This window comes from Flavobacterium sp. CFS9, from assembly GCF_041154745.1.
Lineage (GTDB): Bacteria > Bacteroidota > Bacteroidia > Flavobacteriales > Flavobacteriaceae > Flavobacterium.
This window is the reverse complement of the sequence record NZ_AP031573.1, coordinates 5,076,957-5,098,305: the sequence shown is the minus strand read 5'-3', so window position 1 is coordinate 5,098,305 and position 21,349 is coordinate 5,076,957. Positions and strand designations below refer to the sequence as shown.

The 21,349-nt window shown below is 36.1% G+C and carries 16 protein-coding genes; 8 read left to right on the top strand and 8 right to left on the bottom strand.

Translation table 11 applies throughout. The features are described 5' to 3' along the window. Positions 1–53 precede the first annotated feature (53 nt). The 6 genes from ACAM30_RS20930 to ACAM30_RS20905 all read right to left on the bottom strand — a co-directional run bounded on the left by ACAM30_RS20930 (position 54) and on the right by ACAM30_RS20905 (position 7,850). Positions 54–1,067, bottom strand: coding sequence for an FAD:protein FMN transferase (locus ACAM30_RS20930; protein ID WP_369616452.1), 1,014 nt, complete (start codon positions 1,065–1,067; stop codon positions 54–56). Positions 1,068–1,113: 46 nt separating this feature from the next. Further along, positions 1,114–3,306 (bottom strand): PepSY domain-containing protein, encoded by a 2,193-nt coding sequence (locus ACAM30_RS20925; RefSeq protein ID WP_369616451.1) that lies wholly within the window; start codon positions 3,304–3,306, stop codon positions 1,114–1,116. A gap of 142 nt (positions 3,307–3,448) precedes the next feature. Further along, positions 3,449–3,928: a DUF2271 domain-containing protein gene (locus tag ACAM30_RS20920; protein WP_369616450.1), complete on the bottom strand. Its 480-nt coding sequence runs from the start codon at positions 3,926–3,928 to the stop codon at positions 3,449–3,451. 77 nt (positions 3,929–4,005) lie between these two features. Then, positions 4,006–5,499 carry an ankyrin repeat domain-containing protein gene (locus tag ACAM30_RS20915; protein WP_369616449.1) on the bottom strand — a complete coding sequence of 498 codons (1,494 nt, stop codon included), beginning with the start codon at positions 5,497–5,499 and terminating at the stop codon, positions 4,006–4,008. A 346-nt stretch (positions 5,500–5,845) separates the two neighbouring features. Beyond that, a complete protein-coding gene (locus ACAM30_RS20910) occupies positions 5,846–7,081 on the bottom strand; it encodes an MFS transporter (protein ID WP_369616448.1) in 1,236 nt (411 codons plus the stop codon). Positions 7,082–7,124: 43 nt separating this feature from the next. Continuing rightward, complete coding sequence (locus ACAM30_RS20905; RefSeq protein WP_369616447.1) at positions 7,125–7,850, bottom strand: FadR/GntR family transcriptional regulator; 726 nt, start codon at positions 7,848–7,850, stop codon at positions 7,125–7,127. 235 nt (positions 7,851–8,085) lie between these two features. Here ACAM30_RS20905 and ACAM30_RS20900 point away from each other — a divergent pair, with 235 nt between their 5' ends. The 5 genes from ACAM30_RS20900 to ACAM30_RS20880 all read left to right on the top strand — a co-directional run bounded on the left by ACAM30_RS20900 (position 8,086) and on the right by ACAM30_RS20880 (position 13,361). After that, the gene (locus ACAM30_RS20900) at positions 8,086–9,312 is read left to right on the top strand and encodes a PQQ-dependent sugar dehydrogenase (protein WP_369616446.1); all 1,227 of its coding nucleotides are present in this window, start codon (positions 8,086–8,088) and stop codon (positions 9,310–9,312) included. Between the two features lie 587 nt (positions 9,313–9,899). Further along, a complete protein-coding gene (metN, locus tag ACAM30_RS20895; protein ID WP_369616445.1) occupies positions 9,900–10,931 on the top strand; it encodes a methionine ABC transporter ATP-binding protein MetN in 1,032 nt (343 codons plus the stop codon). Next, positions 10,924–11,577 carry a methionine ABC transporter permease MetI gene (metI, locus tag ACAM30_RS20890; RefSeq protein WP_369616444.1) on the top strand — a complete coding sequence of 218 codons (654 nt, stop codon included), beginning with the start codon at positions 10,924–10,926 and terminating at the stop codon, positions 11,575–11,577. The genes metN and metI overlap by 8 nt, the downstream gene beginning before the upstream one ends. Before the next feature lie 55 nt (positions 11,578–11,632). Then, positions 11,633–12,445, top strand: a complete 813-nt coding sequence (gene metQ, locus ACAM30_RS20885; RefSeq protein WP_369616443.1) for a methionine ABC transporter substrate-binding lipoprotein MetQ — start codon at positions 11,633–11,635, stop codon at positions 12,443–12,445. A gap of 199 nt (positions 12,446–12,644) precedes the next feature. Continuing rightward, complete coding sequence (locus ACAM30_RS20880; protein WP_369616442.1) at positions 12,645–13,361, top strand: DUF3667 domain-containing protein; 717 nt, start codon at positions 12,645–12,647, stop codon at positions 13,359–13,361. A 90-nt stretch (positions 13,362–13,451) separates the two neighbouring features. On the opposite strand, the gene ACAM30_RS20875 is transcribed toward ACAM30_RS20880, so the two are convergent. Both ACAM30_RS20875 and ACAM30_RS20870 read right to left on the bottom strand, forming a co-directional pair. Further along, positions 13,452–14,783, bottom strand: a complete 1,332-nt coding sequence (locus ACAM30_RS20875) for a PAS domain-containing sensor histidine kinase (protein WP_369616441.1) — start codon at positions 14,781–14,783, stop codon at positions 13,452–13,454. 1 nt (position 14,784) lies between these two features. Then, positions 14,785–16,134: a sigma-54-dependent transcriptional regulator gene (locus ACAM30_RS20870; protein ID WP_369616440.1), complete on the bottom strand. Its 1,350-nt coding sequence runs from the start codon at positions 16,132–16,134 to the stop codon at positions 14,785–14,787. Positions 16,135–16,414: 280 nt separating this feature from the next. Here ACAM30_RS20870 and ACAM30_RS20865 point away from each other — a divergent pair, with 280 nt between their 5' ends. The 3 genes from ACAM30_RS20865 (at position 16,415) to ACAM30_RS20855 (ending at position 20,478) form a co-directional block, all read left to right on the top strand. Continuing rightward, positions 16,415–17,128, top strand: a complete 714-nt coding sequence (locus tag ACAM30_RS20865; protein WP_369616439.1) for an ABC transporter ATP-binding protein — start codon at positions 16,415–16,417, stop codon at positions 17,126–17,128. Between the two features lie 2 nt (positions 17,129–17,130). After that, positions 17,131–19,554 carry an ABC transporter permease gene (locus tag ACAM30_RS20860; protein WP_369616438.1) on the top strand — a complete coding sequence of 808 codons (2,424 nt, stop codon included), beginning with the start codon at positions 17,131–17,133 and terminating at the stop codon, positions 19,552–19,554. A gap of 144 nt (positions 19,555–19,698) precedes the next feature. Continuing rightward, complete coding sequence (locus tag ACAM30_RS20855; RefSeq protein ID WP_369616437.1) at positions 19,699–20,478, top strand: polysaccharide deacetylase family protein; 780 nt, start codon at positions 19,699–19,701, stop codon at positions 20,476–20,478. The last annotated feature ends 871 nt before the right edge of the window (positions 20,479–21,349 follow it).

Genomic DNA, 21,349 nt, shown 5'->3' with positions numbered 1-21,349 from the left:
TGGCGAAGCAATCTTCGTGAAAAAAACACTCATAACAAAGTATCTTCGACAGTTTAAAGTTTAGCCTTGAATTTTTTGATTTTGAAATTTTTGGATTTGACTAATTTTCCATTATCGGTGATCATGACACAGCTATAGTCGGGATATTTTTTTAAAAGAAGAAGTCCTGCTTTTTGTCCTAAAACCATAAGAGAAGTACTTAACCCATTTGCAGTTTCCGCGTTAGGACCAAAAACAGAAACACTACACAAACCCGTAGCAGGATATCCGGTTGCGGGATTGATAATATGCGAATAACGCTTGCCATTAAAAACTACAAACTTTTCATAGCTTCCGGAGGTAGTTACAGCTCCATCGTTTAATGGAACAACAGCGAACAAAGTATCAGGATGAAAAGGATTCGTCATGCCAATGTTCCAGTCTTTTCCGTTAGGCTGTCTTCCCCATGCCGTCATATCGCCTGAGCCGTTTACGATTCCGGCTTTGATGCCTTTTGCAAGCATCATATTTCGGCATTTATCAGTTGCATAACCCTCTCCCAAAGCGCCAAATCCAATTTTCATTCCTTTTAGTTTCAGGAATATGGTCGATTGAATGCTGTCGAGGATAATATTTTTGTAACCTACTTTTTCTACAGATTTTTTGATGGCCTCGGCAGAAGGCATTTCCGTCATCGATCCGTCAAATTTCCAGATTCGGTCCATTGCGGCAAAACTAATGTCGAAACCGCCTTTGGTAGCCTCAGAAAATTGTAATGCTCTTTGGGTGAGTTCAAAAACTTCACGATCTACCTTTACTGGACGGATTCCCGCATTCTGATTGACCTCAGAAACCTGCGAATCAGATTTCCAGTCGGAGATGAGATTTTCTATTCGTGTGATTTCAGCAATTACTTCGTTAATACTTTGTTCTGCGGTAAGTGAATCTTTTGCAACGATCGAAATGTCAAAACGTCCTCCCATGAGCAGTGTGGTTCTTTTTCGTAAAACCTGTGCATTACTGGTCAGACCGCATAGTATCAGCAGTAAAAACAAGGAAGAAGTAAGAATTGATTTTTTGATCAGCATGGAAATTTATTTTACATTTTAAACGAAAATCAGCTGCAATAATTCATTAGTAACAATCGCTTAAAAGCTGACCGTTTTTCTTATATTCAGAAAGATTTTTCACATTTCTTTCCAGACACAATTGGTCGAGAATTGCTTCTACATCCTGCTGCATGGCAAGTGAACCGCAAATCATAATAACTCCGCCTTTTTGCAATAAATTGATAAAGAAATCAGCATCACGTTTGATGAGATCCATTACATAAAAATGTTCATTTTCGCGGGACAGAGCCAGGTGAAAACTATATAATTTTTGCTTCTGAATCATTTCATTGGCAAACTTTTTATAACCTGAAACCGTTTCTGTTTCCATACGGAATCCTGAATACAAGTGTGCCTCTGTTTTGGCTTTGTTTTGCTCAATCATTCCAAGGAAAGGAGCGATACCCGTTCCGTTTGAAATAAAGGCAACCTGTGGGACTTTCTTCGGGAAATGAAAGGCTTTATTGTTGATGATCCTGGCTTTGATTGTGTTTCCGGTAGCCAGAGTGTTTAAAAATCCGGAGCCTAATCCGTGAGGATGTAATTTTACAACTAATTGTATGTTTCCGGAATGGCTTCCTATCGAGTAGAGTCGTTCCCTGCTGTCGTTAGCCGGATAAATAGCCAGTAAATCTCCGGAAGTAAATTTAGCCCTCATGTTGGCGCGCAAGGTAATCAGGAAAGTCTGCTCGGTTTCGGAAACAAGCGTTTTGTCCAGAACCATTAATTTTTGCAATCCTTTCGGAACGTGATTGTAAAGTGAAGGGGTTGTCGACAATGGAATTCCCATCTTGGCACTCCACAATCTGATCCAGCTGACAAATTCAACTGCCGATTTATCGTTTACCGTCTGAACTTCCAATAAACGTTCCGCCCAATTTTGATTTTCTAACTGTTTGTCAATTTCGAAAGCAAAACCGCAAAAATCAGGATAGGCTTTCGAACCGAATCCTACTACAGAATAAGTAATTTTTTGCTGTTGCAGGTGTTTCTTTAAAAGGGATATAAATTTATTTCCGTTAGAAGGAGCATCTCCTAGTCCGTGTGTAGAGGAGAAGATAATCAGATGTTCTGCTTTTGGAAAAGCGGTGTAGCTATTCAATTCGGTAACGAATGCTTTTTTACCCTGATCGATTAATTGTTTGAGAACGGCATTGGCAAATCGTAAAGAACTTCCATTTTCTGAACCGACCAGTAATATAAATTCACTTTCATTGGCTTTGAATTTATTTTTGATTCGGCTGGATCTTCTTTTTAAAGTAATTGCAAAACCCGAATAGATAAAAAAGAGAATATTAATGCTGGCAATCGCAAGTACAAAAGCCCAGATTGCGTTAGCTCTTCCGGTGTGAAGATCAAGGCTTAATTCTGAAAACTGAGCAGTCATCGGAGAAAGCTTTTTTCCAACAATAGCACCGGTTACCTGATTGACTTCAATTTCACGGTCTTTTAATTCGATGATGTAATACTCTTCCGGATCATCTGTAAAAGGAAATTCGATTTGTTTGACTTCCGACAGAAGAATGTGTTTGAATACCGAAGTTTCTTTTTCTTCTTTGGAAATAGCAGCTTTGACCATTTTGACTTTTTCCTGATCTTTTTTATCCATGAAGAAATTGAATTTTTCCAGAGATAAATACGTTCCCGTAAGTGCAATAATTAAAATCGGAATTAGTGCAAGTCTTCCCAAAACAACATGGTAGTATTGTGCAAAATATTCTTTGACTACTTTTGAGAAAAAATTACGAATGCCTCTTTGCCTGTTTAAAACCAATGCAAAACCCGAAATGGCAATTAAAACAAGTATAAAGGAAATTACACCAACAAAAAATCGTCCCGTTTCATGAAGAAACAAAGAACGATGGAATCCGGCAACCCATTGAATAAATTCACTTTTTTTCAGGGGTGTTCCTAATTTTTTTCCGGTTTTAGGATCAATATAAGTGTTAACATCATTGCCCTCTTCATCGATAGCCTGTAGCGTTACAAATTGATTGTGATCGACACTTATGGTAGTGATTTCAGAATAGTTCTTTTTGAGTACGATAAGGGCTTCTTCAAGCGTTATCTTATCAAAATTCTCAGCCCGGTACGGAAGTGTTTTTTCCTGCATCGCATCAACAGCCAGTATGGTACCTGTTGCCGAAGCGAGGATTAAAAATAAAGATGAGAATAAAGCAAGAGCCAGGTGCGCGTAACGCCAAAAAGAAAGAGTCATTGAGTGTAATCTATAGTGTAATCAAATGTAAGCGTTTTTTTGCCACAGATTAAAAGGATCTGATTTTCTTGAAACCTGTAGAATCTGTGGCTATTCTTTTTTAAAAGAAATTAATTGCTGGTAAATCGTGCGACTACTACAATTAAATTTTGTTTAATCTCACATATCTGATATAACCTTTTCCTTCTGTTTTATCAGCCAACCCTGCAGTAGTAAGTGGAATTTCTAAGTCGTTCACATAATATTTCTGATCTTCTACTGCTGATTCAAATCTTAGTTTATATCCTTTGTTTATTTTAGAATCGTCTATTTCGATAGTGGTAATGCTTCGATCTCCACCTGTAACAGAAGCTCCTGTTTTTGCACTGATATCAGCAGGTTTTGAAGTTTGAAATTTATTCCACTCTTTCAATGAAGTATACCATTTTTTATCGTCACCCATTACATAAAGTGTTTTTTCGTATTCTCCTTTTGGATTGATAAGTGAAACAACAATGTAAGCGCCTTCTCCCATATAATTGGCCATTTGAAGCATACATTTGTATTTGCTTTGTGCTGTAGACTGAAAAGAGATTAAGCAGATTAATGCTGCTGTAAGGGCTATTTTAAATATTGATTTCATTTTATTTTTAGATTGTTAGATCTTTAGATCTTTGGATTTTTAGATTTTTGAAACTTGGAATTTGAAATTTCCAACTATTACTTTAAAAAGTCAATAGAAACATTGTTTTTGGTTAACGATTCGTTTTCTTTTGCTAAAGCATAAGCACTTTCGTCAAATTCGGTGGTAATGTCTTTTTTAGCACCAATGGATAAAAGATATTTTAAGATAGAGTCGTCTTTGGCAACCATAGCCGCTTTGTGTAAAGCTGTTAAACCATCCTTATTTTTAGCATTAACGTCAATGTTTAAAGGCGCTAATTTTTTTACCAGAGTCAGGTCATTTTTAGCAATAGCAGAATGGTAAAGTGAACTTCCGTCTTTTTGAGCAGCAGCTAAGTTTAATCCTTTCTCTTGCAGTAATTTTATTTTTGCTTCGAATGGATCTTGTGCAGCATTGGTTTCACGCCCCATCGGACGGTAAGATTGTACTAAATAAACACCTAGATTGTTTCCGTCTTTGTCTTTTACATTTACATCAGCACCTTTGCTCAATAAAGTGGCAACCGCTTCCGGTGCTCCTGATCTTACAGCGAAAGTCAATGCCGATTCTCCTTTAGTATTCTGAAGATTGATGTTTTTTGTTGCTGGTAATAATTTTTCTAACGCAGCAGTTTCTCTTGCTCCGGCAGCGATCATTAGTGGTGTATTTCCATCTTTGTCGATTTTGTTCGCATCAACACCTTTAGCTAAAAAGTAAGCAATTATCTCCCCTTGGTTTGGTTTGTTTGCCAATAAATGAAGCACATTTTCTCCGGACTTACTAGTCGCAGTAGCTTTTAGTTTTACTTCTTCCACTAAATATTTGTAAGCTTCTATTGTATTTGATTCTCTGCGTGATCCCTGAGCAGCAATTAATATAGCGTTGTCAGTAGGTTTCACTTTTCGGTCTAAAAGTTTTTTCAAAAGAGCAATATTTCCTGTTCTTGCTGCATAATCAAAAGCAGTACTTCCGTTAGCATCAACATCTTTTAAAGACAATCCTTTTGATACTAAATAATCCGTTAAAACAAGGTCTTTATCAGATGCAACAGCCATTAATAATAGATTTGCACCATCTGAATATTTTTTCTTAGGATCAATTCCTGCTTTGAAAAAAGCATCGTACAAAGCGGTATTGGTTTGACCGTTTACAGCTGCGAACGCGATTGGAGTAGTACCGTGGCTGTCTTCCAGATTAATGTCAGAGCCTTTAGCAATAAGGTGATTTACCAGTTCAAGATTTCCTCTGTAAGCGGCCCAATGCAGATAAATACGATTGTCGTGAGTTAATTTAGTAATGGCATTGCCGGGCTGATCCAATAAGAATTTTATAGAAGCAATAGGAGCATCATTGTTGATCGCCACAACAACAGCATCAAAAGCGTTAGCATTGGGTACTGTTGGACTATTTCCTTTTGCAATTTCAGCTTTAACCGCATTTACATCCGGTGCTGTTTTCCAAAAAGATTGTTCTAATAATATGTTTTTTTGCTGAGCACTAACAAAAAAAGAAGCGGCTAATGCAAAAGAGAGAAAGAAATTCTTTTTCATATTGTAAGATTTACTATTTTTTTAAAATGAGTTAGTTTTGGTATACTACTAAAATAGCTTGAGAACTTCAATCTATTTAGAATAGTTAAAAATAACGCAAATGTAAAAATTAATATTAGTAAATCAATGTATTTGCTGAAGAAACTCCAATTTTAATCTTTTTTTAAGGATTAAAGATTGAAATATTCAGAAAAGTAAAAACCACAGCTTAGAAGATTTTGAGGATTACTAAAAATCCATCGAATCATTCCAAGCTGTGGCAAATAAGCTAACTGTCAGGTACGCCGTTTCACATCTCATATCTCATATCTCACATTTCACAGTTTATCAGCTTTTTACTGGTAGACTATTGTTTTCCTTTTCTTCCTTCGATGTTTGGCAGGAAACTGGTCAGAACACCAATTAAAGGTAAGAAAGCGCAAATTTTAAAGACATATTCGATGCTGGTAGTGTCGGCTAGTTTTCCCAGTACAGCAGAACCTAATCCTCCCATACCAAAAGCCAAACCAAAGAAAAGACCGGCAATTAAACCTACTTTTCCGGGAACCAGTTCTGTGGCGTAAACCAAAATTGCTGAGAAGGCAGATGAGATGATTAATCCAATAATTACCGATAAAATTCCGGTCCAGAAAAGCGAAACGTAAGGCAATAGTAATGTAAACGGAGCAACACCTAAAATAGAAATCCAGATGATATACTTTCGTCCAAAACGATCGCCCAATGCGCCGCCAAACAATGTTCCGGCAGCCACCGCGCCAAGAAAAGCAAAAAGATAAATCTGTGATTCCTGAACCGATAAATGGAACTTATCAATTAAGTAAAAAGTATAATAACTGGTCATGCTGGCCATGTAGAAGTATTTTGAAAAGATCAGAACCAGTAAAATTCCCAGTGAAACTATTACTTTTCGCTTAGAAAGAGAGTGGTGGTTTTCTTCAGAAACAGCTGATTTGTTTTTTGCTTTTAGATTCAAATGTTCCTGATACCATTTGGCAATACCTGAAAGTATTACAATGCCAACAATGGCAGCTAAGCAGAACCAGATAATATTGAACTGTCCGTAAGGAACAACAATTATCGCTGCTAATAATGGTCCGATAGCGCTTCCGGCATTTCCTCCCAGTTGAAAAATAGATTGGGCAAGACCTCTTTTTCCTCCTGAAGCCAGATGGGCAACCCTTGAGGATTCGGGATGAAATATAGATGAACCAATGCCAATTAAACTTACAGCCAGTAAAATATTAAGAAAACTTGAAGCCACAGCTACGGCTGCCAACCCTACGAGAGTAAAACCCATACCTATGGCCAGTGAATATGGACGCGGTTTTTTATCAGTATAAAAACCAATGAAAGGCTGTAGAATTGAAGCAGTCAGCTGATAGGTCAGGGTGATAAGTCCGACTTCAGTAAAGCTTAGGCTGAATTTAGTTTTTAAAATGGGGTAAACGGCCGGAATAACAGCTTGTAACATATCATTAATGAAATGTGTAAAACTGATCGTGAACAAAATGGAGAAAACGGTTTGCTGAGCTAATTGCTTAGACTCCGTGAGGGTATTGGTAAAAGTTGTTTCTGTTTTCATAAGTAATAATAGATCAGATCATCTGATGAATATGAGTAAAAAATTAGTAATTGATATGTCCTATAATTTTTGCGACAGTATTCCAGGCCATTTTAGGATCCTGTGCAATAATATTTTCTAAAAGTTGTTGGTGAACGGCTGATGTTTCCTGAAATATTTTGGTATCACCATAAAGATGCAGGAATCCTTTTTTTAGATGTACGGAAGCAGATTTATAAAGATCAGCCAGAATTTCATTTTTTGATGCTTTTGCAATAGCAATATGAAATTGTATGTCAGCTTCTACACATTCTTCCAGATTTCCTTCTTTGGCAGCGATCATTCTGTTGAGTAAATGCTCTTTCATTGCTGCGATATCTTCATCAGTTCTGTTGATTGCAGCTTTTTCGGCAATTTTCATTTCGAGGATTTGTCGTACTTCGTCCAGATCCTGAACATTGGCGCGCATGATGCGCTGATCCATTGGTTCGCGATTACTGGTTAATCGCTCTACAAAAGTTCCTACACCTTGCTGGATACGTAAAAAACCTGAGTTGGCAAGTAATTTCATCGCCTCACGGATAGACGAACGACCCACACCAAAACTTTTCATCAATTCAGCTTCAACGGGTAATTTCTCATTAATTTTATATTGACCCAAAGTGATTTGCTCCTGTATTTTGGAGGCAACTTCTTCTGCAAGTGATTTTTTTTGGATTAGTGTTTTCATGCGTGGTATCACATCATCTGATGATCGCAAATGTAAAAGAATAATTGTAGTATCAACCATTATTAGGATATTTTTATGATTTTATTGATAAGGAAATTAGGAGGTAAATTGTTAATTTAATTTGTTATGGTTTGTTTCACAGTGAGTTATATTTGGGTGCTCATTCTGCTAATTTTTAATAGTATGAGATGAAATTGTATAACTTTTCGGGTGAATTATATAAAGTTTTTCAATTGGAATTACAGATATTTGATGATACTACCCAAATATCATTTTTTAACTAAATCTACTGTATATGAAAAATCTAAAACACATTATGCTTCTTTCGGGTGTATTCTTTGTCTTTTTGAGCTGTTCAAATGACAAAGAAACTCCGGCTAATCCCGGCACGATTACAAATCCTGTAGAAGGTAATCCTGCTAATACTACTTACAAGCCAGCTTTTGCCGGACAAACACGTACTAATGGTGTACAGACCAATACTGCATTTGAAGCGAAGGTTATTACGAGTGCGCTTACAAGTCCTTGGGGAATTAAAAGCCTTCCGGATGGACGTTTTTTAGTGACACAAAAAGCAGGTACTATGCGCATTGTTACAACTGCGGGAGTGGTAAGTGATCCTATTACCGGTATCCCTGCTGTAAATGCAGGAGGACAGGGCGGTTTGTTAGGCTTATGCCTGGATCCTGAGTTTGCTTCAAACAGGATGATTTATTGGGTATTTTCAGAAGCTACAAGCGGAGGAAATAACACGGCAGTGGCTAAGGGAAAATTAGCGGTTAATGAAAAGACAATAGAAGGAGCAGCGATTATTTACAGAGCAAAGCCTGCCAATGCGAGCACACTTCATTATGGAGGGCGTATTTTGTTTGATAAGACGGGTAATCTCGTGGTGAGCACTGGAGAACGTTCGGTTTTAGAAACAAGACCTATGGCACAATCACTTACATCAGGCCTGGGTAAGGTAATACGAATTACAAAAGAAGGACAGCCGGCATCCGGAAATCCAACTTTTAGTCAGACTGGAGCATTACCTGAATTGTATTCGTACGGACACAGAAATCCTCAGGGATTGGCGCTTCATCCGGTTAGTGGTGAGATCTGGCTTTCGGAACATGGACCACGAGGAGGAGATGAAATCAATCGATTAAAGGCTGGCTCAAATTACGGATGGCCTACTATTACGTATGGAATTGAATATAGCGGAGAAAAGATAGGAGCAGGAATTCAGCAGCAGGATGGTATGGAACAGCCGGTCTATTACTGGGATCCGGTAGTGTCGCCAAGTGGTATGACATTTTATTCCGGCAATCGTATACCGGAGTGGGAAAACAATCTTTTTATTGGGGCTTTAAGCGGAATGCATATCGTACGTCTTGCTATAAATAATAATAAAGTTGTGGGTGAAGAAAGACTTTTGGCATCAGAGAATCAACGATTCAGAGATATTACTCAGGGAAGTGACGGAGCTTTATATGCGGTTACAGATGGTGGCAGATTGTATAAGATTGACAAAAAATAAAATTTGAGTTTTGAAATTAGAGTAAGAAATGGTGCTGAGAGGCGCCATTTTTTGTTGGTATTGAAGTTTTCTGTTGGATTTTAGATTGAAGATTGACGATTGCAGATTTTTGATTTTCAAAACCTGGAAAAACTGACAAGATCCAGTACTTATCTTCTACCATATCATAAATCAGTAATCATTTGGGGAGTTTTTCTTAATTTAATGATGTTTTTGTGAGGTTATTTTGAAAACTAAAGTCTAGCCCGGATAGCAGCGGTATCCTTTGCCTGCTTTCTTTAAGCAGGGAAAGATATAAGCGGATAGCCGGAAATTGCTCCTGATTCTTATAATTAGTCTATTATTTTGATAGGTTAATAAAAGTTTTATGCGTTTTTGGCTTGAAATTAAAAATAACTCATTAAATTTGCCGCATCAATGAGAAAAAAGAACCAGAATAGAAGCTATCGTAACAGCAACATGATGATGTGCTGCGGTCCTGTTATGCGGTTAATTGATCTGGCTTACCTATAAAATAATAGTATATATTTAAGAAGCCTTTCATGATTTTTTGAGAGGCTTTTTTGTTTTTAAACCTGAATTACGGAATGATTGAATTAAAAAATGTCACTAAGAATTTCCATCAAAAGGACCGGGTAGTTTCGGCTTTATCGGATGTTTCGCTTACAGTTCCGCCCGGGAAAATTTTTGGTGTAATAGGAACGTCGGGAGCGGGAAAAAGTACCTTAATTCGATGTGTGAATTTGTTGGAAAGACCCACTTCGGGCGAAATTATTGTTGATGGAAAAGCATTAATGCAATTGTCTAATGCCCAACTGGCGGTAGAGAGAAGACAAATTGGAATGATTTTTCAGCACTTTAATCTGCTTTCGTCACGTACAGTTTTCGAAAATGTAGCTTTTCCGCTGGAACTTGTGGGAGCTTCTAAAGCTGAAATCAAAACACGTGTTTTAGAATTATTGGAACTGGTGGGGTTAAAAGAAAAGGCAAGCGATTATCCGGCGAGTCTTTCCGGTGGGCAAAAACAGAGAGTTGCCATTGCACGAACATTGGCCAACAATCCTAAGGTACTTTTATGCGATGAGGCAACAAGTGCATTGGATCCCGCAACGACCAGATCGATTTTGAATTTATTGAAAGACATTAACCGTCGTCTGAACATTACAGTTTTACTGATTACACATCAAATGGAAGTCGTAAAATCGATTTGTGATGAAGTGGCAGTAATCAGTCACGGAAAATTAATAGAACAGGGAAGTGTCGGAGAAATTTTTGCCGATCCGAAACATGAACTTACGAAAGAATTTATCGCTTCGTCTTTGCATCTTGATGTTCCGCAAGTGTATCAGGAAAGGCTGCAAAAAGAAGATGGTGAAGGGCTGAATCCGCTCTTGCGACTTGAGATGACTGGTAAATCGGTTAACGAGCCTGTTATTTCGGAGGTTTCGCGTTTGTTTGATACCAACTTCAAGATTGTCAGCGCACAAATGGATCAGGCAGGAGAGGTTAACTTTGGCGTTATGCTGATCGAATTGTCGGGTAAACGTGAAAATTACGATGCCGCGATCCGTTATTTTATTTCAAAACATATTAAAACAGAAATCATAGGTTATGTCTGAATCCATTATTGAATTATTATTAAAAGGCACCTGGGAAACCATAATGATGACTTTTGTCTCCGGTTTTTTTGGTTTTCTCCTTGGACTTCCAACAGGTGTTTTGCTTTTTCTGACCCGAAAAAATCAAATTTTAGAACAGCCGGTTTTGAATCGGTTTTTATCGGTTTTGGTGAATGTTTTTCGTTCGATTCCGTTTATTATCCTGATTGTATGGATGATTCCTTTTACACGTGCACTGGTAGGTACTTCCATTGGTGTAAGTGCAGCACTGGTTCCGTTGAGCATTGGAGCAGCTCCTTTTATTGCCAGATTGGTAGAAAATAGTCTTTTAGGACTTCCGTCTGGACTAATTGAGGCGGCAAGGGCATTGGGAGCAACACCTTTACAAATCGTATTCAAAGTTTTACTTCCGGAAGCTTTGCCTTCGTTAATCAATGCCGCATCGATTACTTTAATCACACTTGTGGGGTATTCTGCAATGGGTGGAGCAGTTGGAGCAGGTGGTTTAGGACAGGTTGGGTACCAGTACGGTTATATTGGCTATGATGCTGTAACGATGAATTCGGTTTTGGCTTTACTGGTTGTTCTGGTATTCGGGATTCAGTTCGCAGGTGATGCATTGTCTAAACGATTTGACCATAGATGATTATTAGTGAAATGTAAAATGTAAAATGTAAAACGTAGAAAGTAAACGAATAGATATGAAAATAAAATTTTTAAAGATAGTTGGAATTGCGGCACTATCCATTGTAGTGGCAAATTGTGGAAAAAGTAAAGATAACGACCCACACCATATTAAAGTGGGAGTAGCGGCGGGTCCTGAATATGTGGTAGCTCAGGCTGCCCAAAAAGTAGCCAAAGACAAATACGGTCTTGAGGTAGAATTGGTTTCTTTTAACGATTATGTGATTCCAAACGAAGCGCTGAGTCAGGGAGATATTGATGTTAATGCTTTTCAGCACAAACCTTATTTAGACGAGCAATCAAAACAGCGGGGATACAAACTGGCGATTATTGCCAAGACCTTTATTTATCCAATTGCAGCGTATTCTAAAAAGATCAAAAACCTTTCGGAATTGAAAAACGAAAGCACAATCATTATTCCAAATGATCCTACAAATGGAGGGCGTTCTTTATTACTTTTAGAGAAAAACGGGTTGCTGAAACTTCGTCCGAATGTAGGTTTATTGCCTAAAGTGACGGATATCATGGAAAATCCTAAGAATCTTAAAATATTAGAATTAGAAGCGCCGCAATTGCCACGTGCTTTAGACGATCAGAATGTTGCAATTGCAATTATCAATAATACTTTTGCTTCGCAGGCAGGGTTGGTTCCCGCTCGTGATGCTCTTTTTGTAGAAGACAAAGATTCTCCTTACGTAAACTTAATTGTAAGCCGTGATGACAACAAAAAAGAAGAAAAAATTAAACAGTTTGTAGCGGCGTTTCAGTCTGCTGAAGTAGAACAAGCTGCCGTTCGTGAATTTAAAGGCGGAGCAGTAAAGGGCTGGTAAGCGTTTTTTAGAAATATGGTAAGGTTGAGCCGTTAATCTTTTTTATCAGTTCAAATCTTTAAATTATATAAAGTGTAATGATTAAAAATCATTGCACTTTTTTTGTATTTTAGCTCGGCATAAGAAGTAAAGACTGACATCAGTTGTTTATTAAACTGACTGCAAATAAAAAAATTGACCAAAATATTTAACCAAAAAAATGAACTGCCTAAACTGTAAGACCGAAGTAAATTCTAATTTTTGTCCCGACTGTGGACAGCCAAAAGTACTCAAAAGGATTAACGGACATTATATCGTTCACGAAATTGAACATGTTTTGCATTTTGAACGTGGAATATTATATACTATTAAAGAACTTGTAACAAACCCGGGACAAAATATCAGAAATTACCTTAGTGCGAATAGAAGCCGATTGGTTAAACCTATCATTTTTATTATTGTTACTTCCTTAATTTATTCTATAAGTAATCATCTTTTTCATTTTCAGGATGGTTATATGAATTTCCTTGACAGTCAGAAAACTACAACAAGTACTATCTCAAAATGGGTTCAGCTGAATTTAGGTTATTCCAATATAATGATGGGGATATTTATTGCATTGTGGACAAAATTATTTTTCAAAAAACGAGATTATAACATATTTGAAATATTAATTCTTCTCTGTTTCGTAATGGGAATAGGGATGTTAATTTATGCCATTTTTGGAGTTGTTTACGGTCTGACACATTTAAACGTAATGCAATTTGCCGGTATTGTGGGACTCATATATTCAACGTGGGCTATTGGACAGTTTTATGATAAAGGAAATGCATCTTCTTATGTTAAAGCTTTTTTCGCCTATCTTTTAGGGATGATATCATTTTCATTGGCCATTATACTTGTTGGAACATTAATTGACTTAGTAATAAAACATTAAAATTCCATTTGCCTTTGGCTTTCAATGGCAGGTTAGTATCAGAATTGGTGGTAATCGTTAAAGACTTTCTGTTTTTAAATTATTGAATTGTTATTCAAGTAAACAAATCTCAAAAACAGTTTTACTATTTTCATTACGGTGTGTGATGTAGCCGCCATGCGCTTCGATAATATTTTTTGATAAGGTTAAGCCAATTCCGGCGCCTTCGGCCCTGGTAGTGAAAAAAGGAAGAAAAACTTTGTGTTCGATTTCCTTTTCGATTCCGTTTCCGGTGTCCGTGATTTTGATGAAGGCTCTGTTTTCTTTCAATTCTGCTGATACTGTTACTGTTTTTTCTGTGGCGTCTTTTAAGGCATGAATGCAATTGGTCAACAGGTTGATGAAAACCTGTTCGATTTGCTGAGGGTCGATAGCGATCCAGTGTTTATTGGTAATTTTGTTTACGATTTCAATGTTTTTTTCTTTGAATAACGGAGCCATGATCTGAAGACAATTGTGCATTAAAACCTGTAAATCCGTTTTCTCTTTTTTGGGTGTGGGCAGCATGGCGAGTTTTCGATAGCCCTCAACAAATTTTTGTAGATGATCGCTTCGTCTCAACATGGTTTCAACACTATTTTTGACATCTTCCAAATCTTCAGCCGACATAGTGTCCTGATCAACCAAATCCTGTAAATTCTGGCAAATAGAACGAATAGGAGTTATCGAATTTAACAGCTCATGCGAAATGACTTTCATTAAATTTACCCAAGCATCTTTTTCTTTTTTCTCAACTACATTCTGAATCGAATCCAGTAAAACAATAAAATAATCTTTTCCAAAAACTTCTGTTCGAGAAGCCTGCAAAACAAAGGTTTGTGTGTTCTGCTCCTGTACACGAATTTCCAAGGAGGTTTTGATTTCCTGAAAATCGTCGGCTTCGATTACTTCACATAACGATGGTAGTTGGTCTTTAAGATATTTCCATTTGGAGACTTTCGGGACATTAAAATGAGAAGAAAAATGATCGTTCATTAAGAAAATATTCCATTCCGTTTCTTCTTTTCGTAGAATGATGATCCCGGATTCAATAGTATTTAAAATCGAACGATAGACAATGTCTTTCGAGATCTGCTCGTTTTGCTTGCTTTTTAGAGTGTCGTACAGGAGAAATAAATCGTTGTAATTTTTATTGTATTGGTGTTGCGAAAAGTCTGAACTAAAATCATTCTGTAAGATCGAAGAAATGGTTTTGTTGTAAAGGAGAACAAAATTTCGGACATAAAAGTACATTTCGCGAACAAGCAGGAACACTACAAAAAGGCCAAAGATTCCGGTAAAGAAAAGATCCGTTTTAAAAAAATAAAAAGAGAGCTCGATCATCAATACAATCAGAATCAATCGTAAAAACAGCAGTTTATATGTTTGGAAGGTCTGAAACATATTAATTGATATTGATGTTGTATTTTTCTAAACGACGGTATAACGAACCTCTGGACAATCCTAATTCTTCGGCTGTTTTACTAATATTATTGTTGTTTTTCAGCAAGGCTTTCTCAACTGCTGCCTTCTCGACGGAGGAAAGCTGAATGTCATCCGGATTTTCTTCGTAAGGGGTTATGGTTTCCAAATCTAAATCGGAAGTGGTGATTGTATTGTTTTCGCACAGAATAACAGCACGTTCAATTTTATTTTCCATTTCTCTGATGTTGCCATTCCAGGCATGTTTTTCAATTTGTTCCAATACTTTTTTGTCAAATTGAATAGCATTTCGGTCGTATTTTGGAATCATTTTGTCCAGAAGATATTCAGCCAGTGGAATTTTATCTTCGTGACGTTCCCGTAATGGAGGCAGAACGATTTCCATTGTATTGATACGATAATAAAGGTCTTCTCTAAAGTTTTTATCGGTAACTTCTTGTTTGAGATTTAGGTTGGTTGCCGTAATGATGCGGACATTTAAAGGTCTTGGCTTTGTTTCTCCCAGTCTGGTTACGGTTTTGGTTTGAATGACCTGTAGCAGTTTCGATTGTAAATGCAGCGGAATATTCCCAATTTCATCTAAAAAGATAGTTCCGTTTTGTGCCATTTCGAAACGTCCGGGAGTATCGGTTTTGGCATCTGTGAAAGCACCTTTTGCGTAACCAAATAATTCACTTTCGAAAATATTCGAGTTTAAAGCTCCTAAATCAACAGCTACAAAAGGATGGTTTTTTCTCTCAGACTGGCTAAAAATATGATGTGCCAAAACAAATTTACCTGTTCCGTTTTCACCCAGAATCAAAACGTTGGCGTCCGTTTTAGCTACTTTATCAGCAAGGGAATACGATTTTTTAATCATTTCTGAAGTACCAACAAAAAAGTGATTATCAGGTTCGATATTCTTTATTTTCTTCTGTTCTTTTCGGGATTGATCCACAGCCTGTTTCACGGATTCGAGGAGTTTTTTATTCTCCCATGGTTTTAAGATATAATCAAAAGCACCGGATTTTAAGCCTTCAACAGCAGTTTCGACTTTACCAAAAGCGGTCATTAAAATAACAACCGTTTTTGGAGATAGTGTTTTTATTTCTTTCAAGAGGTATAAACCTTCTCTTCCGTCTTCAAAACCTATTCGGTAATTCATGTCAAGCAAAACCACATCAATGTGTTTTTGAGACAATAATTCGACAATATTTTTTGGGTTATTGAGGGTATAAATGTCTTCAAAGTACTTTTTCAGGAACACTTTCGACGCAAAAAGGATGTCTTCCTGATCGTCTATGATTAATATTGCTGCATTTGTCTTTTTCATTTTTGTTCATTTTTGGACGAAAGCTGTCCATTATTGGACACTTCTGAATTCTTTTAAATATTAAAAAATTTAAAATAAGGCAGTTAGGAATTTTAAATTTTTGGCACGAAAATCATATTACTATTAGCAAATCATCAAATAGAAGAATGATTGTTGCCGGTAAATGTAACAAAAATAGATATTTATAGATTATCTTATCAATTATCTTAATTTAGGATCTGTTTTTTACTTCGGCAATACCATTCTTAGAAAGAAAAACAAACATCAAAAACAAAGTAATATGATCAAAATTAAAAAGCTTTCTAAAATTTTTAGAACCGAAGAAGTAGAAACAAAAGCGTTAAGCGAAATTTCATTAACTGTAAACGAAGGCGACTTTGTATCGATCATGGGGCCATCGGGTAGTGGAAAATCGACTTTACTGAATATCATCGGATTACTAGACAGTGCTTCAGGCGGAAGTTATGAATTGTTAGGACAGGAAATGATTGGTCTGAAGGAAAGTTTAAAATCAAAAGCGAGAAAAGAAAACATCGGATTCATTTTTCAGAATTTTAATTTAATTGATGAATTATCGGTTTTTGATAATATCGAATTGCCGTTGATTTACAATAATGTGCCATCATCTGAAAGAAAGAAAAAAGTACAGGAAATGGCAACTATTTTAGGAATATCACATCGTTTGAAACATTATCCGCAACAACTTTCAGGAGGACAACAGCAGCGTGTAGCCGTAGCCAGGGCTTTGATCAATGATCCGAAAATTATTCTTGCTGATGAGCCTACTGGAAATCTGGACAGTAAAAACGGTAACGAAGTAATGGAATTGCTGACGGATCTTCACGCAGGAGGTGCGACAATTTTAATGGTTACGCATTCGGATTATGATGCTTCGTTTTCGCAAAAAACGATTGTTATGAAAGACGGAGTCATTCTTTCAGAGAAAATGAACCATAGAAATGTAGATGTTTTAGTAAACCATTCAATAAATTAATCATGCTAAAGAACTGGATCAACATATTTATTTATCACATCAAAAACAATAAGCTTTTTACAGCTTTGAATGTTTTGGGATTGAGTATTGGAATTGCAGGGTTAATCTTTGCGACTTTATATTGGAATGACGAACAATCCTACGATCAATGGAACCCCAACAAAGACAAGATTTTTTTAGTAGCCAATAAAATGAATGCTACGACCTATTGGTCTTCAAGTTCGGCGCCTGTAGGGGCAGCGTTAAAAGCTATAAGTCCTGAAGTTGAATCTTTTTGTTATTTGAGCGGAGGTTATGATAATGACATTCTTTATTTTAAAGGCAAAAAAGTACAATCTGACAAGATTACCATTGCTCAAAGAAACTTCTTTGATTATTTTCCGTATGAATTTACGGAGGGCAGTCGAAAGGGAGCTTTACCGGATGTAAACAGTATTTGTTTATCACAGGATTTAGCGTTTAAACTTTTTGGAAATGAAACTGCTTTAGGTAAAAAAGTCGTTTTACAGAAGAAAACTTTGATAGTGAGAGGCGTTTACAAGCTGGATAAAAAATCAGCTTATAATCCTTCTTGTGTGGTTAATTTCATGGACCAGCGAATTAATGGTAACATGCAGTTTTGGGGCAACTTTCAGTACGTTTTATTATTGAAACTGAAAAATAAGGAGGATCAGAAACAAGTAGCAAAAAATCTCCAAAAAGTATATTTTGATAACCTCACAGTCCGATTTGCAAAAGAGCAAGGAATTACTCCTCAGGAACTTATTCGTAAATATGGTGAAGTAAAACCAATTTTAGAATCCTTGGCCTCAGTTCGTTTGCATACCAAAACCGGTGGTATGGCAGAATCGAAAGGGAATCTTCAATTTTTACTTATTATGGTTGGATTATCAGTTTTAATCCTGCTGTTATCTATTGTAAATTATGTTAATTCAGCTACGGCAAATGCTGTAAAGAGAGCAAAAGAGGTTGGGGTTCGAAAAATTATAGGGGCTTCAAAAGTTGGTATCATTTATCAGTTTGTTTTTGAAACCGCCATAATAGCCTTGTTCGCCATTTTGGTATCATTGGTTATTGTAGAGATTTCTTTGCCATATTACAATTCCTTTTTAGATAAATCTCTTGTATTGCAAAGCGGCCAGTTTTATCTGCAGCTTATAGCTATCTTTTTTGTAACCGTGGTATTGGCAGGAATATTTCCGGCTGTTTATGTTTCTAATTTTGAGCCTTTAAAAGTTTTGAAAGGTAATTTCGGGCGAAGTAAAAACGGAATCTGGCTCCGCAACGGGATGCTGATCTTTCAATTCGGGGTGGCTGCTTTTTTCATTATCGGATCTTATATTGTTTACCAGCAAATAGAACATATGAACTCTAAAGAGTTAGGTTTTGATGGAAAACAAATTCTGAACATTTCGTATAAAAATATTTATGGTGAAAAAATTACAGCTAAAGAACGATTGGACAAATACAATAGTATCAAAAATCAATTGCTTCATATCAAAGGGGTTAAAGAAGTTTCGGGTGGTGGTTTTGTCTTAGGATATGGTCCAAAATCGACGATCACTTATCAATATAAAGACAAAAGTATAGACGGAAATAATATACCAATAGACTTTGGTCTGTTGGAAATGCTGAAAATCAAAATGGTTAAAGGGCGTTATTTAGATCCAAAATTTGCACAAGATACCGTAAGTTCAATGTTGATTAATGAGACGGCTCTTAAGTTATTGAACGAAAAAGATCCGATCGGTAAAAAGGTAAATTGGAACGGTCAGGAAGTAATTATTGTTGGGATTGTAAAAGATTTTAATCTGATGGATCCGGGTCAGGCTGTTCCGCCGATGACATTTCTGCATTTTAAAACAGTGCCCTGGTTTACAGAACTTTTGAATAATATTTATATCACTGCAGATGCCAAAACCATGCAGCAGACTTTGACTGATGTAGAAAATCTATGGGTAAAAAAAGTGGATACAGAATATCCGTTTTCGTATGATTTTGTCGATAAAGGATACAAAAGATCGTATAGTAATTATGTCAAGCAAAAAAATCTATTTTCGTTATTAAATGTCATTGTCATTGTCATTGCGCTTTTTGGATTGTTTGCACTGGCTTCGTACTCTATTGAACGACGCATGAAAGAAATCGCGATTCGGAAAACTCTGGGTGCCGAGACCAATGTTTTATTGAAAGAACTTTGCAAGCAGTATGTGGTTTTCAGTATTATAGGCTTTTTAATGGCTTTATTTCCGGCTTATTACCTACTTAACAAATGGTTAGAAAATTTCTCGTACCGCATTACGATATCGGTTTATCCGTTTTTAATTGGATTTATCGCCTTGTTGCTGCTAACTTTAGGGGTAGTGCTTTCAAGAGCTTATCAGGCCACTAAAATAGATGTTTTGAAATATTTGAAATACGAATAAATCGTAAAAAAGTAAAGCCTTCGAAGTGAGAACATTTTGGAGGCTTTTTTTAATGGCAGAAAACAAGAAAAAGAACTATATTTGAAATAATAAGATTCTATTGATTAAAAAAAGAGTGCGTTTTTAATTCTCAGAGTATACTTTATGAAGATGTTTTCCCTTAAATCAGTATTGCTTTTATTCTGTCTGACCTTATTTTCTTGTGAAAGTAAAAAGCAAAATCCTGGTGTTAAAGCTTATGAAGCTGGTGTCATTTTATCTTTTGATGATGCCTATGTAGACGAATGGGCCGAAGCCGATCAGGCTTTGAGAAAATATTCCTGGAAAGCCACTTTTAATGTTTGCCGTATTGATTCGATTGGGAAGCCTCAAATCGAAAAACTTCACGAAATGCAAAAATACGGACATGAAATAGCCGGACATGGCTATCATCATTACAATGCCGTTAAATTTGTCAATCAGCACGGAATGGATGCGTATATCAGTCAGGAAATTACTCCTATGATTGCTTCCATGAAAAAACATTCTTTTAAGATGACCACCTTTGCTTATCCGTATGGAGAAAGATCGGATGCATTGGATAAAGCGCTGTCACCTATGTTTAAAATTATCAGAGGACGGGCTTTTGGAGGTGAACTGCCTGAAAAACAGGATAGTTATTTCGATAATTCAAAAATTGTATTTGCCTTTGACATTGACAATAGTCATATTCATTTCAGTATTCCGTACCTTCTTGAATTATTGCACTATGCAAAAAAACACAACAAGATCCTGATCTTGTGTGGTCATAAACCTGTTAGAAATGTTACCGAAAATTATCAGACCAAAATCGAAACTTTAGAATTTATCTGCAGGTACATGAAGTTGAACGATCTCAAGTTTTATACCTTATCAGACTTAGATGGTTTGCTCGAGCACAAATAAATTATCTTTTAACGTTAAATAACAATAATTTTTACTGAAACGGAAAGATTCGGTTTGGATCTGTTTTTTGGTAAAAATGATTTTTTTTTGCTTCTGTTGATCTTTAAACAGGAGAGAAGGATTTTTACAAGAGTATCCCGTTTTTGTTTGATTTTAAAGAGTCATGTTCTGAAAATCAGCGCTTTAAATAGAGTGTTTGAGACGATATATTAACTGTTGATCAAACGATTTCGTAAATAATCCGGCATATTTTTTCAAAAATTGTATCTTTGTACGAGGAAAATTGTAGAATTAATTACTAGCAAAATTGTAGAACAAGTTCTACAGGTCGTTATAAAATGTTCTACAGTCGATTTAATTTCAGCATACTATTTTTGCTACTTATTAAGAAAATAGAAACAATTATATATTTAAAAATAGAATAAAGTAAGTTTTTTGTATTAAACACATTTATTCTGTTAAAAAGATCCCCCCAAATCTCTTTTAAATATCTGTTGTGCTATGGTTATTATTGATAGAGAAGTATTTTTGGCTTTGTTGTTTTTTAAACAAAGAAAGAGTAACTTAGAGGAATAAGATCTGTTATCAGTATTAAAATTGAATTAGTGTCTGCTAATTTTAGCTATAGAACAATATTTATTCAAAATGTAGTACATCATTCAGGATGTTCTTTCGATACCTAATTAAAAAAGTGGCATGAGTTATGGATTTGATTCTTTGGCTCATTATTTTATTTATCATTTTAAAATATAAATTTTGATTAGAAAACATTCCTTAAATAGTACGTTTAGTTTTTTTAAACTAAAGTTCAAACACAGAAAGATAATTCACTACACTTTAATAGCCTGTGTTATTCTTTTACAAATAATTG

What these genes read in the sequence shown, in the direction of transcription:
- metI (WP_369616444.1), top strand. Translation starts at nt 10,924, where the DNA reads ATGTCTGAATCCATTATTGAATTATTATTAAAAGGCACCTGGGAAACC.
- ACAM30_RS20910 (WP_369616448.1), bottom strand. Translation starts at nt 7,081, where the DNA reads ATGAAAACAGAAACAACTTTTACCAATACCCTCACGGAGTCTAAGCAA.
- ACAM30_RS20920 (WP_369616450.1), bottom strand. Translation starts at nt 3,928, where the DNA reads ATGAAATCAATATTTAAAATAGCCCTTACAGCAGCATTAATCTGCTTA.
- metQ (WP_369616443.1), top strand. Translation starts at nt 11,633, where the DNA reads ATGAAAATAAAATTTTTAAAGATAGTTGGAATTGCGGCACTATCCATT.
- ACAM30_RS20860 (WP_369616438.1), top strand. Translation starts at nt 17,131, where the DNA reads ATGCTAAAGAACTGGATCAACATATTTATTTATCACATCAAAAACAAT.
- ACAM30_RS20875 (WP_369616441.1), bottom strand. Translation starts at nt 14,783, where the DNA reads ATGTTTCAGACCTTCCAAACATATAAACTGCTGTTTTTACGATTGATT.
- ACAM30_RS20865 (WP_369616439.1), top strand. Translation starts at nt 16,415, where the DNA reads ATGATCAAAATTAAAAAGCTTTCTAAAATTTTTAGAACCGAAGAAGTA.
- ACAM30_RS20905 (WP_369616447.1), bottom strand. Translation starts at nt 7,850, where the DNA reads ATGGTTGATACTACAATTATTCTTTTACATTTGCGATCATCAGATGAT.
- ACAM30_RS20870 (WP_369616440.1), bottom strand. Translation starts at nt 16,134, where the DNA reads ATGAAAAAGACAAATGCAGCAATATTAATCATAGACGATCAGGAAGAC.
- ACAM30_RS20915 (WP_369616449.1), bottom strand. Translation starts at nt 5,499, where the DNA reads ATGAAAAAGAATTTCTTTCTCTCTTTTGCATTAGCCGCTTCTTTTTTT.
- metN (WP_369616445.1), top strand. Translation starts at nt 9,900, where the DNA reads ATGATTGAATTAAAAAATGTCACTAAGAATTTCCATCAAAAGGACCGG.
- ACAM30_RS20880 (WP_369616442.1), top strand. Translation starts at nt 12,645, where the DNA reads ATGAACTGCCTAAACTGTAAGACCGAAGTAAATTCTAATTTTTGTCCC.
- ACAM30_RS20925 (WP_369616451.1), bottom strand. Translation starts at nt 3,306, where the DNA reads ATGACTCTTTCTTTTTGGCGTTACGCGCACCTGGCTCTTGCTTTATTC.
- ACAM30_RS20930 (WP_369616452.1), bottom strand. Translation starts at nt 1,067, where the DNA reads ATGCTGATCAAAAAATCAATTCTTACTTCTTCCTTGTTTTTACTGCTG.
- ACAM30_RS20855 (WP_369616437.1), top strand. Translation starts at nt 19,699, where the DNA reads ATGAAGATGTTTTCCCTTAAATCAGTATTGCTTTTATTCTGTCTGACC.
- ACAM30_RS20900 (WP_369616446.1), top strand. Translation starts at nt 8,086, where the DNA reads ATGAAAAATCTAAAACACATTATGCTTCTTTCGGGTGTATTCTTTGTC.